The organism is Paenibacillus sp. V4I5, assembly GCF_030817255.1.
Taxonomy (GTDB): Bacteria; Bacillota; Bacilli; order Paenibacillales; family NBRC-103111; genus Paenibacillus_E.
Genome location: NZ_JAUSZB010000002.1, coordinates 6,956,365 through 6,971,619 on the forward strand (window position 1 = coordinate 6,956,365; position 15,255 = coordinate 6,971,619).

General features: G+C 49.6%; 11 protein-coding genes and 2 pseudogenes. 9 read left to right on the top strand and 4 right to left on the bottom strand.

Annotated features, from left to right (window positions below):
• The first annotated feature begins 102 nt into the window (after positions 1-102).
• The 7 genes from QFZ78_RS33570 (at position 103) to QFZ78_RS33600 (ending at position 10,597) form a co-directional block, all read left to right on the top strand.
• Entirely contained in the window at positions 103-2,379 is a 2,277-nt protein-coding gene (locus tag QFZ78_RS33570; protein ID WP_307556016.1) for a helix-turn-helix domain-containing protein, read from the top strand.
• A 42-nt stretch (positions 2,380-2,421) separates the two neighbouring features.
• The gene (locus QFZ78_RS33575; protein WP_307553744.1) at positions 2,422-4,473 is read left to right on the top strand and encodes a glycoside hydrolase family 65; all 2,052 of its coding nucleotides are present in this window, start codon (positions 2,422-2,424) and stop codon (positions 4,471-4,473) included.
• A gap of 56 nt (positions 4,474-4,529) precedes the next feature.
• Complete coding sequence (locus QFZ78_RS33580) at positions 4,530-5,669, top strand: oligogalacturonate lyase family protein (RefSeq protein ID WP_307553746.1); 1,140 nt, start codon at positions 4,530-4,532, stop codon at positions 5,667-5,669.
• 23 nt (positions 5,670-5,692) lie between these two features.
• The gene (locus QFZ78_RS33585) at positions 5,693-6,826 is read left to right on the top strand and encodes a glycoside hydrolase family 88/105 protein (RefSeq protein ID WP_307556018.1); all 1,134 of its coding nucleotides are present in this window, start codon (positions 5,693-5,695) and stop codon (positions 6,824-6,826) included.
• 84 nt (positions 6,827-6,910) lie between these two features.
• Positions 6,911-9,343 (top strand): glycosyl hydrolase family 95 catalytic domain-containing protein, encoded by a 2,433-nt coding sequence (locus QFZ78_RS33590; protein WP_307553748.1) that lies wholly within the window; start codon positions 6,911-6,913, stop codon positions 9,341-9,343.
• Positions 9,344-9,760: 417 nt separating this feature from the next.
• Positions 9,761-10,171 (top strand): GNAT family N-acetyltransferase, encoded by a 411-nt coding sequence (locus tag QFZ78_RS33595; protein ID WP_307553750.1) that lies wholly within the window; start codon positions 9,761-9,763, stop codon positions 10,169-10,171.
• A gap of 66 nt (positions 10,172-10,237) precedes the next feature.
• On the top strand, positions 10,238-10,597 hold the full coding sequence (locus QFZ78_RS33600) for a hypothetical protein (protein ID WP_307553752.1): 360 nt from the start codon (positions 10,238-10,240) through the stop codon (positions 10,595-10,597).
• 318 nt (positions 10,598-10,915) lie between these two features.
• On the opposite strand, the gene QFZ78_RS33605 is transcribed toward QFZ78_RS33600, so the two are convergent.
• From QFZ78_RS33605 to QFZ78_RS33620, 4 genes and pseudogenes are all read right to left on the bottom strand, one after another.
• Positions 10,916-11,395 carry a DinB family protein gene (locus QFZ78_RS33605; protein WP_307553754.1) on the bottom strand — a complete coding sequence of 160 codons (480 nt, stop codon included), beginning with the start codon at positions 11,393-11,395 and terminating at the stop codon, positions 10,916-10,918.
• 255 nt (positions 11,396-11,650) lie between these two features.
• Positions 11,651-12,199: a pyridoxamine 5'-phosphate oxidase family protein gene (locus QFZ78_RS33610; RefSeq protein WP_307553756.1), complete on the bottom strand. Its 549-nt coding sequence runs from the start codon at positions 12,197-12,199 to the stop codon at positions 11,651-11,653.
• A gap of 89 nt (positions 12,200-12,288) precedes the next feature.
• Positions 12,289-12,606 (bottom strand): thioredoxin family protein, encoded by a 318-nt coding sequence (locus QFZ78_RS33615; RefSeq protein ID WP_307553757.1) that lies wholly within the window; start codon positions 12,604-12,606, stop codon positions 12,289-12,291.
• A gap of 31 nt (positions 12,607-12,637) precedes the next feature.
• Positions 12,638-13,455, bottom strand: a pseudogene (locus QFZ78_RS33620) (NAD(P)/FAD-dependent oxidoreductase).
• A gap of 313 nt (positions 13,456-13,768) precedes the next feature.
• On the opposite strand from QFZ78_RS33620, the pseudogene QFZ78_RS33625 reads away from it, so the two are divergent.
• Positions 13,769-14,029, top strand: a pseudogene (locus tag QFZ78_RS33625) (ABATE domain-containing protein); the annotation flags it as partial.
• 1,017 nt (positions 14,030-15,046) lie between these two features.
• The gene (locus QFZ78_RS33630; protein ID WP_307553759.1) at positions 15,047-15,232 is read left to right on the top strand and encodes a hypothetical protein; all 186 of its coding nucleotides are present in this window, start codon (positions 15,047-15,049) and stop codon (positions 15,230-15,232) included.
• Positions 15,233-15,255: the final 23 nt, after the last annotated feature.

Below are 15,255 nucleotides of genomic sequence, written 5' to 3' on the forward strand. Positions count from 1 at the left end.
AGGGTCGGGGAAGAGAGGACAGGAGATCCGGTTGGAGCGTGTCAGGAGGGGACGGATCACGCTATAATGAAAAGATCCTAGTAGAAGGTGGATATTAACGTGATGCAAACCCTCAAGAAATGGCTGAAAAACAATTTGGCCCATACACAAGCCAGGCTCGTACTGATTCTGACCGTATTGGTCTTCCTCATTATTTTGGCCGTCAGCTTGACCTCGTATTATACATCGAAGTCGGTGCTGCAGGAGGAGCTCAGTGAACCTCAGCGCCAAATGCTGCAGCTCAATATGAATGTGATAGATGACTCTATCAATGAAAGCGATCAAGTGGCGATCAAAGTAGCGCTTAACGATCATATTTACAATTTTCTAACAAATGAGGTCCAGAATTCGTATGCAAATATCTCAGAGCTGTACCAGCTGCTGTCGACTCTTATCGGCAATTCCAAGTATATCAAAAGCATTTATGTCTATGATATCGCAAGGGGCAGCTTCATCTCGATTCCGCAAGGCTACAGCTCTAGCAAGCTTACGTTTATCGACTCGGAATGGGTCAGCGTAGCGGGCGAATTTAATAACAATCTGAGGATCATCAAGAAGCGTCAGGTGCCCGAAGGCGCAGGCGGGAAGGGCTCGGAGGTTGCGCTTTTTCGCAAAATTATGATTCAGGGCGAATTCAAGGGGATTGTTGCCGTTAATTTGAAGGACGAGGAGCTTTTCGCCAAGCTGAATCCGCCGGTTATGAACAATTTGAACAGAATGCGCTATATCATTGACGAGCACGACGAGGTGCTGTTTTCCGTCTCGAATTATACCTTCGATCAGGAGGCGATCCGGCAGGAGCTGGGGAAGCTGAAGGAGGACGGCAGCGGTGATATAACCTATCAAAATCAAAAGCTGCTGGTTAATCAGCTCAAGTCGCCGGTAACGGGATGGAAGTATGTGTCCATCGTTGTACAGGACAGCTTGTTGGCTAAATCGAAAAAGGTTCGTAATGCCACACTGCTAGTATCCATCGCCGCACTCGCGCTTGGCGGCGTGACGATCTTCTATATCAATGCGGCGGCTTTTCGCCCAGTCCGCAGGCTAAAGCAGCTGTTCAGCACCTACGATCGCAAGGCCAACGTTTCAGGGGGCATTGATCTGGAGAAGCTGACCGGCGAACTGCTCAGCAATCACGCACATCTGTCCCAGCTCGTCAGGGAGACGATGTCCGAGGCGTCCTCTAAGATGCTCTATGACATCTATATTGGCAACCTGACCGGTAAAAGAGACATTGGGGAGAAGTGGATCCGGTACTTTGGGGAGTGGACGGAGGCGCCGGTGACGGTGGTCGTCTTGTCGATTGATCGATATGATGAGTGGTCACAAATATACTTAGGCGGAGATCGGTCTCTGCTGAAATTTGCCTTAGCTAACATTGTCGCAGAGCTGTTTGAGCGGGAATGGCGGATTGTTTGCACAGATTTCGGTAAGGACAAGACAGCCATTCTGCTGCAGCCGCTTGGCGGCGGAGAACAGCTGGAGAAAAAGCTGGCGGAATCGATAGAAGTTGTTTGCCGCCTGCTGAAATTCAGCATTTCGGCAGGGATTAGCACCACTCAGACAGATATCGCCCGATTGAAGCAGGCGATGCTGGAAGCAGAGAATGCACTTACCTACCGGTTGTACCAAGGCTATGGACAGGTGATCCCATTCCATGAGGTATCGGGGCACGAAGTCAAAGAACTTCTTCCGAATGAGGGAGTGCTTAATGACTTGATTAACGCAATCGAAGCTGGCGATCAGCAGCAATCCCAGGATGCGATAGGACGAATGGTCGGACATATCCGCAGCCAATATGGGTATCCTTCCGAGGCTATTTCCTTCCTGCAAACGGCCGTAGAACGTATCGAGCAGCTTCGACCAGCCGTCGAGGGTGCCACAGATCCGATCTACGAACGGTTCGATACGCTTTATCTGGATGATATTCAAAGCGAGCTGATCAGCTGGATTGTTCCGTTAGCGGAACGGTTTCAGAGGCTTATTGAGAGCAAGGATTTTATCATGTGCCATCGCATGATTGACTTTATGAAGCAGTATCTTAGCGAGCCGATCGGCATTCCGGAGATTGCCGAATCGATCGGGATCAGCAGCAGTCTGGCTAGTCAGGTGTTCAAGCAGGAGTCGGGTGAGACGATTTATAACTACTTGACCCAGCTACGTATGGAACGAGCGGCGGAGCTGCTTCTCAAAACGGATAACCGCATTTCGGATATTGCACTGATGGTCGGTTACCAGCATGAGAACAGCTTTATCCGCAGCTTTCGCAAATTTAAGGATATTACCCCGGGCAAGTACCGGGATATGATGAGAACCCGGATGGACTCTCTGCTTGAATAAACAGGTGTTCTCGGGCCGGGTTTCATATGCCAAGGAGGAATCATGGACAGACGACAGATCGTAGAACGCCATCAACCGGAATTGAACAAGTTGGACCCCGTGTCCCCCTTCTCAGTTGGTAATGGGGAATTCGCTTTCAGTGCCGACATTACCGGCCTTCAGACTTTCCCGGAGCAATATGAGGTGCCGTTAGGCACACAGTCTAATTGGGGTTGGCATTATACAGGTGGACACGAACGATTCACTGAAAAGGATGCCGACTATCAAATGTTTGATACCTACGGCCGCTCGGTCGGGTATCCAATGAAGCCGGGAGACAAAGCGGAAGCTTATCACTGGCTTCGGCAGAACCCGCACCGTCTGCAGCTCGGCCGTATTTCCTTCCGGTTTTTCCTGGAATCAGGAGCAGAGGCGCAAGCAAGTGATGTGACGGGTATTCGCCAAAAACTGAATCTGTGGAAGGGGATTTTGACCAGTGAATTCGCTGTTCAGGGTGTGCCGGTCCGCGTGACGACGGCGTGCCATCCGACATCGGACGTCGTCGGTGTGCGTGCGGAATCGCCGCTGATCAAACAAGGACGGCTGCAGATGTTTATTCGTTTTCCGGCGCCGGATATGACCCATACGGCATGGGCCAAGGCTATTTTCCCAGACTGGAGCCATGACGATAGACATCGGACAGAGCTGAGCGCTGCTGGTGAAAACATGGTTGTGCTGGAACGCAGCATGGATGAGGACAGCTATAAGGTCAGCTGGGCATGGAGCGCGGGCCGTCTGGAACGGACCGCTGCGCACGAGTTCACGCTGCTGCCGGGCACAGAAAGCGAAGTGCTGGAATGCGCCATAGGCTTTGCGGATCAGACACCGCAAACGGCATCGGTCAGTGATATCTTGGCAGCCAGCGAGAGCCATTGGAAGGCATTTTGGATGAACGGCGCTGTGATGGATTTCTCTGGAAGCGCTGATCCGAGAGCGTATGAGCTAGAACGCCGCGTTGTGCTGTCACAGTTTCTGTGCGCGATGCATAGCGGAGGCTCATTGCCGCCGCAGGAGACCGGCTTCATGTACAACAGCTGGTTCGGCAAGTCCCATCTGGAGATGCATTGGTGGCACGCCTCGCATTTTCCGTTATGGGGCCGGGAGAGCTATCTGCTGAAGAGCATGGACTGGTATTCTGACATATTGCCGGTCGCTCGTGTCTTGGCACAATCTCAAGGCTATGAAGGGGCGCGTTGGCCTAAGATGGTCGGCTTCGACGGCAAGCCTTGCCCATCTCCGGTCGCTCCGGGTCTGATCTGGCAGCAGCCGCATCCTATGGCGCTTGCCGAGCTGATTTACCAAGCGGATCCGACCCAATTGACGCTGGAGCGGTTCCGTGACATTGTGTTTGAGGCGGCAGATTTTATGGTATCCTTCGCGCATCTGGATGAAGAGAAGCGCGTCTATGATCTGGGGCCGCCATTGATCCCGGCACAGGAATGCCACCCTTTACAGGCTAGCAAAAATCCGCCGTACGAGCTGGAATACTGGAAGTACGGACTGGAGATTGCCGTTCGCTGGGCAGAGCGTCTGCAAATACCGGCTAATCCGCGGTGGGCGGAAGTCGCCGGGGCGATGGCTGAGCCTCCGCAGGCAGATGGCGTTTATCTTGCTCATGAGCTGTGTCCTGATACCTTCACGGCCAAAAATCACGACCATCCGTCAATGCTGGGGGCGCTTGGAATCCTGCCGGGTACGCTGATCGATAGAAAGGTCATGCTGAACACTCTGTTGAAGGTTAAGGAAGTATGGAAATGGGGCTCGGCCTGGGGCTGGGACTTCCCGATGTGCGCCATGACGGCGGCAAGACTGGGGGAACCCGATTTGGCGGTCGATTTCCTGCTGATGGACGCTACCAAGAACACTTATTTGACCAACGGTCATAATTATCAGCGCCCTGGCCTGTCCGCTTATTTGCCGGGTAACGGCGGATTGCTTACAGCTGTGGCGATGATGGCCTGTGGCTGGAAAGGCAATCCGAACGGTCATAACCAAGGCTTCCCGCAGGACGGAAGCTGGTCGGTGAAGTGGGAAGGGCTGAAGCCTTGGCTGTAAAAAGTCGGGCAGTCTGACAGTCAGGCAGGAAAAGATTTGCCAGAGGAGGCGAGAGCATGGCTAAAGGAACAATATGGCCCTCAGAAAGAAAGTCATACATCGATAGGCTGACAGGGCTTGAAGTCACTCAATTGACCGATTATAAAGCACATAGTCATCATTTATATTTTACCGAGAGCGGTTGGTATGACGAAGGACAGCGTTTGTTGTTCATTTCGGATAGGGGAAACAGCACCAATCTGTATAGTATGCACATAGAAAGTGGACTTATGACCCAACTGACGGATTACCCTGACAACGATTTTCTAGACGCTTGTCTGCTGCCAGACGGCAGCGCAGCGTTCATCAAAGTCGGGCGCTGTCTCGTTCGGCTAGACCTGAATTCGCTGGAGGAGGAGCTTCGCTATGAAGCTCCGGAGGGTTATCATCTTGGCAATGCGAGCGCGACAGCCGACGGCTTGTTCGTCATGACCTGCGTACAGGAGGATTTGTCACATCGCATCCGTCTTGATCTGGGTAACGGCTATGTCGGCCACCGGGAGCTGATGGAGGCTGCTCCTCACAGCATGATCGTACGCATCGATGCCCATGAAGGCGGCGCAGAGAAGGTGTATGAGGCGAATCGGTTTATTACCCATATCAATACATCTCCAAAGGAGCCTTGGCTCATGACGTTTTGCCATGAAGGGCCGTGGCATCTAGTCGATCACCGAATATGGGGTCTGGATTTACGCACTGGAGTAGCATGGAAAATTCGAGAACGGCTTGAGCCCGAAGAAAAGGTGGGCCATGAGTTTTTTTACCCAGATGGAGTAACAATCGGCTATCACGGCTTCCGCTTGAACGGCACCAACTTCTTCGGCAGCATCCATTATGACAATACAGGAATGGAGGAGACAGAGTTCGCCTTCGATACATGGCATGGATACGCGGATGGCTTGGGGCAGGCGATCGTGGACGGCAAGGGCGCTGTGAAGACACTGAGCCTTTGGCGCAAAATCGGCGGCGTGTATGAAGGCCCGCGTATGCTGTGCGAGCTGCGCTGCAGCTTCCACTCGCAGAAGGTGCATGCTCACCCGCGGTTTGATTCGGAAGGCAAGCGGCTGCTGTTCACCAGCGACAAGAATGGCTATGGGAATCTGTATCTGGTTGAGCTTCCGAATGATTTCAGAGTTTTGCCGCAATTCACAGTGTAGACAGGGAGGAAAGTGAAGTGAAGATGCAAACAGCAACAATCATCAATAACACTGAGCTTATGTCTATCAAGGTTGCCGAGACAATCCTGTCGTTGAGCCAAGGCGGATTGCATCCGCATATCGCAAATAAGTGGGGATATGTTGCCGGCATGGCGCTGACGGCCATCGGCCGACTCGGTGATTGGGCCGGTCAGGCCAAGTACCATGAGTTCGTTAAGCGCCAAATGGATGTATTTATCCAAGAGGATGGCTCGATTCAGGGCTATACTTTGGAGGATTACAATCTCGATCATATTAATAAAGGTAAAAACCTGCTGTGGCTGTGGCGAGAAACGGGCGAGGCGAAGTACGAGAAGGCCGCTCGGCTGCTTGCCGACCAGCTGACCGGTCAACCGCGGACAAATGAGGGCGGGTTCTGGCATAAGAAAATATATCCGTATCAAATGTGGCTGGACGGCCTGTACATGTCTTCACCTTACATGGCCGAGTACGCCTGGACGTTCGATGAAAGCGATTGGTTCGATGAAGCTGCGCATCAGCTGCTGCTGATTGAAGGGCGCACGCGAAACCCGCAGACAGGACTGCTGCATCATGCCTGGGATGAGAGCGGGGAGCAGCGCTGGTGCGATAACAGATCAGGGCGCTCCAGGCATGTCTGGGGACGTGCGATGGGTTGGTATGCGATGGCACTCGTTGATGCGCTTGAGTATTTTCCAGTCCGTCATCCGAAGCGCGGACAGCTTATGGGCATCTTCGAGCGGATGGCGAATGCGGTAGTGCGCGTCCAGGACCAGGAGAGCGGAGTGTGGGCTCAGGTGATGGATTGCAACGGCCGTGAGGGCAACTATTTGGAGGCATCGGGCTCCTGCATGCTTACGTATGCGTTAGCCAAGGGTATTCGGCTACGCTATCTGGCTGAGATCGACCGGCGGGTCGTGGAACGCGCGTACGAAGGCATCCTGCAGCGTTTTGTTACGGAGGATGAAAAGGGTGTGCACCTGCATGGCATTTGTCATGGGGCAGGGCTTGGCGGACGTAAATATCGTGACGGCTCGTTTGACTACTATATAAGCGAAGCGATCGTCAGCGATGTGCTGATGGGCGTAGCACCGCTGCTGCTGGCAAGCATCGAAATCGAGCGGCTGCGCGGGATATAGAACGACTCCACATCAGGTGCGTGCAGGACTAGATGGGACAGGACGGCTAAAAAGCTGGAGTTTATCGAAGGAGACTTGAAACAGATGCCGGAGCAAATAAACCAACAACACGGGGATAGGCTTAGTATGAATTACCCCGCATCCTGGTGGCGGAATATGTGGCGCGAAGCGCTTCCCTCCGGCAATGGCGTATTAGGCGCGTCCGTATTTGGCGGCGTGGAGCAAGAGACGGTGCTGCTCAATCATGCTCAGCTATGGCATTGGGGGCACAAGGATGAATTGCCGGATGTGAGCGGCACACTTTCCCGGACCCGGGAGCTCATGGATGAGGAACGCTATGCCGAAGCCAGCTGGCAGCTGGCTGATGCGTTGAAAGGGCATGGCTATGGGACACGTCTTGCTTCTCGGTTTCCGTTGGCTGCGATCAAGCTGATTATGCCATGCGGCAGCGCCTTTCGCGAATACAGCCGGACGCTGGAAATGGACAGCGGCGAAGTAACCGTCTGCTGGACAGACGGCGCTTGCCGCTTTGGGCGAAAGCTGTTCGTCTCTCGTGCCGACGATGCGGTTATTTATGAGATTGAAGGCAGCGGCGATGGACTTGTAACGGGCGAGATCGGTCTGATACTTCACCCAAGCGATCGCTGGGCGGATACGCCGGAGTTCAAGGAACTGGAGAAATCGGTGGAAACCGGCTCCGACGAAGCTTTTGCCTGGTATGCCGCAACGAACGACGATGGCACGGATTTCGGTGCGGTTCTCCGAATCATTCCGCAAGGGGGCCACGTCGAAACGAAGGAAGGCCTAATCCGTTTCGATAGGACCCGCCGTGTACTTGTACTGGTAAAGGTGTTTGTTCACGGCGAAAGGTCTAGGGATTGGGCCCGGTTGAAACTTGAACTGGCCGAACTTGCAGCAGCAGCCACCTACGAAAGGCTGCTGCAGCGTCACATAGCGCTGCATCGGCCTTTGTACCGCTCCGCTTCTCTGGAACTGGACGACGCACAGCTGGATTCTCGTTCCAATGAACGACTGTTGTTGGATGCGTATCAGGGAGAAGCTCCTTTGGCGCTAGTACGTAAGATGTGGGCGTTAGGCAGGTATTTGTTCCTGAGCGGTACGGCCGCTGATGAGCAAGCCGAGCCCTTCGGTCTTTATGGACTATGGGGAGGGGATTACCGGCTTGTATGGAGCCATAACATGGCCAATGAAAATATCCAAATGATGTACTGGCACGCGCACGTCGGCGGTCTGGGCAAATTGACGGCATCCTTGTTCCGTTATTATGAGGGACTGATGGACGACTTTCGCGAAAATGCCCGCAAGCTTTACGGCTGCCGAGGCATTTATATTCCTGCTGGAACTACAGCGGGTATTGGCGTGCCGAACCAGATCGTGCCGGTGATCCTCAACTGGATCGGAGCAGCCGGTTGGCTAGCCCGCCATTATGACGAGCATTATCGATTTACCGGCGACCTGCAGTTTCTGCAAGAAACAGCAATACCGTTTATGCGGGAGGCTTTGCAATTTTATGAGGACTTCCTTGTGACGGACGAGGATGGGCTATATAAGATATATCCTTCTGTATCGCCTGAGAATACACCGTCGAACTTCATGCCGACTGATGGCAAGCCATTGGCTCACCCAATGCCCACAGCGATTAATGCAACGATGGATATAGCCATCCTGAAGGAGTTGCTGCACCATCTGATCGAAGCGAACCGGGCAATCGGCGGCGATCCTGAGGAAACACGGAGCTGGAATAAGATGCTGGACCGTCTGCCTGCCTATCGGATAAATAAGGATGGTGCCGTCTGTGAGTGGATTCATCCTGCTTTCGAGGATCGTTACGCTCATCGCCATCTGTCCCATCTATATCCTGTGTTTCCCGGGCATGAAGTGACGCAAGAGATCGATCCAGACTTGTTCGGAGCGTTCGAAACGGCGGTGCGCAAACGTGAGATCGGGGCGCAAAGCGGTTGGTCGCTTGCTCATATGGCCGCTATTTATGCCCGGCTTGGCGACGGTGACAGCGCCCTAGATTGTCTGGACGTATTGTCCAGGTCGAGTTTGCTGCCCAACCTGTTCACGCTGCACAACGACTGGCGGGGGATGGGGGTTTCCATGAACATGCCTACGGCCCCGATTCAGCTCGATGCCAATCTAGGCTGGGTGAATGCCGTTCAGGAGATGCTCCTGCAAACAGCGCCGAGCCTCGTCAAGCTACTCCCAGCGCTGCCTGGGCGTTGGAAACGCGGGCGATTAGCCGAGTGGAGGTTCCATACCGGCAGGGTTTCCATGGAGTGGGACAGGGAGGCCGGCTTGTTTCGCACCGAGTTGATTGCGGACAGAGACACGGATATGGTCGTCAAGCTGCCCGATTGGGTGAGCTCCTGCACGATATCCGCTCAGGAAGCGCAGCCTTCACCGCTCGGGCCTTCGTACTATACGGTGCAGATGAAGAGCGGAGCGCCATCGGTCATCATCGAGACGGAACATTGCAGCTGCAAGCAGTAAATTCATATTCATGGTTTACGTGAACACCCCTTCATGGATAGTGGATACCTGGTCCCATGAAAGCCCTTTTTGAGTTCTCCTCGGCAAACTTCTTAACAATTGTTGAATATTTTTTGCGAAAAGGAAATGGGGAAAAGTCAGGTCGTAAGGGATTCCTTACGGCCTTTTTTCGCGGGGGAATGACGCAAAACCAATTCCTAAGAAAACATAGGCTTCCTCAAAAGAATATGGAATAAGGTGCGGTGGTTTTATCACATTTGGGGACTGGCTTCCTGCCATTTTAAATCGGTCTATATGGTATTACCAGCCTTCGGTTACGCGCCGAAGGCTTTTCTTATATCCCTATAATCTTATTAAAGGGAAGTTTACAAAAGATGGATTAGTTGTTACCCTTGCATCAAGGGGGGCGGAATAAAGATGAAGATGGTTCCTGCAACTGCTTCAGACTATGGATACATACGAGAACATGACCATCATATTTTAGAGAACTTAATATTGCCAAAAATAAAGAGAAATGAAATATACATACTAAGGAACCAAGATGAGAGTGAAATTGGATGGATGAGATACGGATATTTCTGGGATAACACGCCATTCATGAATATGATATGGATCGACGAACAATATCGAGGCAAGGGATTAGGAAAGCAAAGTGTCCTCATATGGGAAGATGAAATGAAACAAAATGGCTTTAAACTTGTTATGACGTCCACTCTGGCTAATGAAGAGGCACAGCACTTCTACAGAAATTTAGGATATCGGGATGCGGGATGTTTATTGCTCGAGAATGAGCCCATGGAAATCATTATGACTAAAAAATTAATTTAAAACATGGGGTATTACGCTAACAGAAACGTGTGGAGATGTACATACAGGTGTGTGTATTGATACAGCATGTTCGATGGGGTTTTGGCTGAACATGCCGCTGCAGCTACTCTTACCTTTAAATCTTATTCCATACAGGCAGGCACTCTAACTGAATTGAAGAGCAAGATTAAAGTTAAAAAAACAGGTGCTTCTGCCTACACAGCTCTAGGTCTAGAAGATACAGTTGCTTCGAACACACCATCTACGTCTCGATCGAGTACGTTTGAAATTAATTTCAAGGACGCGTTAGTTGGTTCTGGAAACTCCATACAAATAGCTTCTGGGGCATTCAAGGCTTGGTATGGCAAACCAATGATACTTCGGTTTCGTTCTCTTTACTATTATTACCTGAAGCACCAACAAATAGGAAAGTTTCAGATTCAATAGTATTAATGCTGCTTCGATTGTCTGCAAAATCAGGAAGGGTCAACTAGAAGGTGTAAGATTGCTAGGATGATCAAAACAACGAGCTGCATCACGATAGTGCTAATCCGATTTTGTTGGTATCAGTCGAGTTTCATGTTGGAAAGGGGGAACATCGTAATAATCGCCTTTCAGCTTTCCCTTGTCGGTCAGCCGGATCAAAGGAAAACAAATAGAAAAAAAGGTACAATCGCTTCTTCTTTGGAAGTGATTGTACCTTTTTCTATTCCGACGAATTTTATCAGGAACCTCTCAATGAGAGGCTATTTTTCGCTTTTGCTATTATTGGGACAATAATCTTTTATAAGTGGAAAGGATTCCGAAGTGCAATCCTTCATGGTACAGGTTATAACGAAGTGATTGCTCTGGAGTTACTAGAGCGAGTCCCGTGGACGTATTAATCGCAGTTACATTATCGTTCAGGCGGTCCATCGGATACTGCTTGCGAATTCTATCCAGCTGTTCTGTCAGCAGGGTTTTCAGTTCTGGTAATGTCGGATTAGGAAGCGAAGCAGGGTACGTGTCCAACGGCGACTTTCCGGAAACGAACCGATCAGTAAACCCTTCTGGCAGATGAAGCGGGATATTCAGTTGCGATAGCGCCAAGTAATCCGTAACGAAATAGATGTGACCAAGGTGCCAACGGATATTATTGCGGAAACCAGCGGGAATGCGATCCGCGAGTTCCTCAGTTAGGCCTTCCAATGCTTGTAGTGTTTGTGCTCTAATATTGATCAATTCTTCGAAAATAGTTGTTTTCATTTGTATCGCTCCTCGATTGTTTATGATTTAAATGTACCGCTATACCTAAAAATACATGCGTTCTTGCCGTTATACGTATTTACTTCGCGTCTTCTAACAGGTAGGGTAACCGTCGTGCCGGATCAAGCTGTGCACCGATTCATCCGGCTTTTGGTTAGGAGGGCATTAACTAGAATATCGACAAAGACCCGCGACCGAAATCTGATTTCCCCGTATCAACCGTTGTTATCTCGGGCGGTTCTTTGAACAGAGGAGTTACGCCCTGTCGTTCTGAACGCTTCTACCTTCATAGAACATGCGATCCGGGATTTCTTCTTTCTCTTTGGCCGTCAAGGAGACCGTGCTTAATTTAAAGATGGCGGTTCTACTACCTAGCGGGGAAACGTACCGATCCAAATGAGTCCGCCCCAGCGGCCGATCATAATAGCCTGGCACATATTTGTCCAGCATGACCTGCATAGCGGCTGTCGCTTCGTCTAAATCGGTTACGCGTTCCAAGTTGCCTTCGATGATGACACTCATAAAGGCGGTATCCGTTTTGGCGGGTATCGGACTCGTGATGGTTCCGTAATTTTCGCTGATGGTGAAACAGGCTCGTGGGTTTTGCTCGATATAAGTTATTTTTCTTCCTTCTTCCGCCCCATGAAAATAAATGGCGTTGTTCAGCCAAGAAAAGTTGAGTGGAATGACATAGGGGACATCTTCTGAAGATAGGCCGAGAAATCCAATCTGGGCTTGTTTAAGAAAGAGCTGGATTTTGTCGGTATCCGTCGAGCTTCGTTTCACATTGCGAAGTGGAAACATCGTATTCATCGCCTTTCAATTAGTGGGGTTTGGTAAATAAGAATAAACGTTCCTTATTGGATTAGATGTTGTGAAATAGATGTTACGAATCAATTGATCGTATCCAAATACTCTCGGATTTGTGCAGGGGTCTTTGCAAATTTGCTGTGCAGATGCGCTAATTTCTCCCCATTCTTAAATACCAGCAAGCTGGGAATTCCTCTGACGTCATATTTTTCGGTAAGCTCTTCGAATTGCTCGGAATCAACCGCATAGAATTGCTTATCCGAATGTTCGTTTATAATGTCACCGATAAATCGCTCTAAATTTTTACAATCATGACACCAAGTCGCATCGAATTTCATAATCGTGTAGCCTTCACCGTTGATTTTCTCTTGAAATTGCTGTTGTGTTTGAATACGTTCCATGGTTATCGATCCCATCTCAATATATTGTGAATTAATGGTTTTCGTTATGCTCCAAAAATTTCTCGACATCGATAGCTGCCATTGTGCCGCTACCCGCCGCCGTAATCGCTGACGATATTTGTTATCCTTGATATCTCCACATGCAAACACACGCTAGGGATGTTTGTTTCGGAAGTGCTCGGTTTAACCACTACATAACCGACTTCATCAAGTTCCAATTGTCCGTTTAGGATTTTCGTATTCGGCGTGTGACCGATTGTGACGAAAATGCCATCCGTCTCGATGATTTCTTCCTCACCAGTCGTAGTATTACTTACTTTAAAGCCGTTTACTCCGTTGCTGCCTGCTACTACCTCAAGCGGCGTTTTGTTCAAGCTCCACGTAATTTTACTGTTATTTCGAGCACAGTCCTGCATAATTATCAAAGCTCTAAGCTCCTCGCGGCGATTGACAACACGTACCTCGGAAGCAAATTTCGTAAGGAAATGCGCTTCCTCCATGGCGGAGTCGCCACCGCCTACAACGATGATCTTTTTCCCGCGGAAGAAGAAACCGTCGCAAGATGCACAGGTGCTCACGCCACGCCTTATATTATCTTTCTCGCCGGGAATACCCATATATTTAGCCGAAGCACCAGTCGAAGTGCCAATGTTTGGGTTACAAGCTCTTCTCCGCCTTCAAACGTCAGCTTAAATGGACGAATGGATAAATCGACGCTGTTGACCCAACCTGTACGAAACCAAAGCGCTCTGCTTGCTTGCGCATGTTAGCCCATGAGTTCCGGTCCCATAATTCCGTAGCGGCGGTTAATCCTGCAGGTCCTGTTCCTATAACGATTGCGTTATACATAATGTGAATTCCTCTTTCGAATAAACAGGATAACAAAATTAACAGCGAAGTTCTGGATTCACCGTATTTTCCATCCGGTATAGTAGGGCCAACGAATTCCTTCCTCATTATTGTAACTATTAATTTACATAACGATGGTTACGAGTCATACTATAACATGAACCGTGATGGTTGGCAAGTAACCAGATAAATAATATTTTGGTTGTTACTATGGAGACGCCCCACATAAAAGAAAAGGAGTTGAGGCACGATAATATGGGACAATTTTATGAAATGCGATTATCATAAATGAAGAGGCAGAGGTTATACCGAAGACCGACTGGACAAGCTGGGTTGGCTGGAACAATGGTTGACCATTCACAACCTTAACTATCCGGGCGTTCCGTCGGCGGAAGAATTGGATGATCTGAAACGGTTGAGGGGGCACATGCTTCGTATCGTGGCACATGAGTCCGTGGATCCCGCCTATCTCGAGGGGCTGAACCGTGCGCTGTCGTATGGATCGATGATTCTATGCATCGCGGAATCTGATTTGGGTTATCGCTTGGAATCCACTCCTTTACGAGAGGGATGATCCGGCATCGGAGCGGAGGTGGCCGCTTCCTTCGGCCGCGTGCTCGCGGATGGCGATCTCTCCCGCTTGCGCATTTACGACAATCCGGTTTACCTGGTGGTGTCGGGTGACAAGAACTTTATCTCTTTAAGGGCCGCGTAAATCGCGGATTTTTTGTTTTATGGGATAATGTTCTTGTCAAAACCCAATGACAAGAACATTATCTCATTCCCGACGGATGGCAGGAAAAGTGGAGACCTTAACGATTAACGGGCAGTAGAGCGTGGTGGCCAACGCTAAATTATTGGGCAAATTTGTGTAGTGATACAGTGGAATATGGTAAAGTAATTTTAGTTCCGAGGGGAGGAACCTTATGGGCTTAGATATTTTGCTGTAAACTAATAAAAACAGTCTTGTTTCGATACTTGAAATAAAAGCAGAATTACATGAAGCGATATTTGCATCCCATAAACGTTGGAATAGCTATTTACATCTGACAAAGCTCAGTGACTTTTATAGTACCAACGCGGAGTTCAGCGGAGAAGGACTGGAAGGACTGGTAACTGACTTGATAAACTATAAGTCCCTCATGGTTGTCGAACATCAAAAAGCATTCCATCTGTTGCTTGATGCTTTATCTGATAATAAGGTCCAACGAGTCCGAATTAATGGCGATTAGTGATAAACTAACGCAGAACGATAGTGCAGGGGGTGCCTTATAGCGGCTCCTTTTTTGTTTTCGTTAATATGATCGTAGAGATTGTTGAAATCAATCCCCCTTATTAGTTTGGAACAAAGAGTGCGACTAAAAGGGTGGAAGATGAAATAACTGTACGAATAAGTAGTAAATATAATGAAGTTATCTAGAGATGACCTTTATAATCAACGTTATTGCAAAGCTCAAATGGTAAGAAGAGCAGTTCCGACTTCGGCGCTTCCAGCGAGAAGTCGCATCCCGACCAGCTCGGCTTAATATTTGAGAACCTCTTCACCTATTACACGTATAGTTCATAAATTAATAGAAGGAAGATAGCCGCTATGTCTAATCACACTAAAGGTAATCCACCATCCTCTAGTAGCGAGCGCAAGCTTGCACCGGATCTGGCCAGAGGCTTTATGCTGCTGCTCATTGCCTTGGCTCATGCTAATCAGAATCTATTGATCCTCGAAGAAACCACTTTAAATCATCCAATTATTACACCGCCAAGAAGAGAAGGGGCATGACTGGCCCTTTATACGTAAACTGT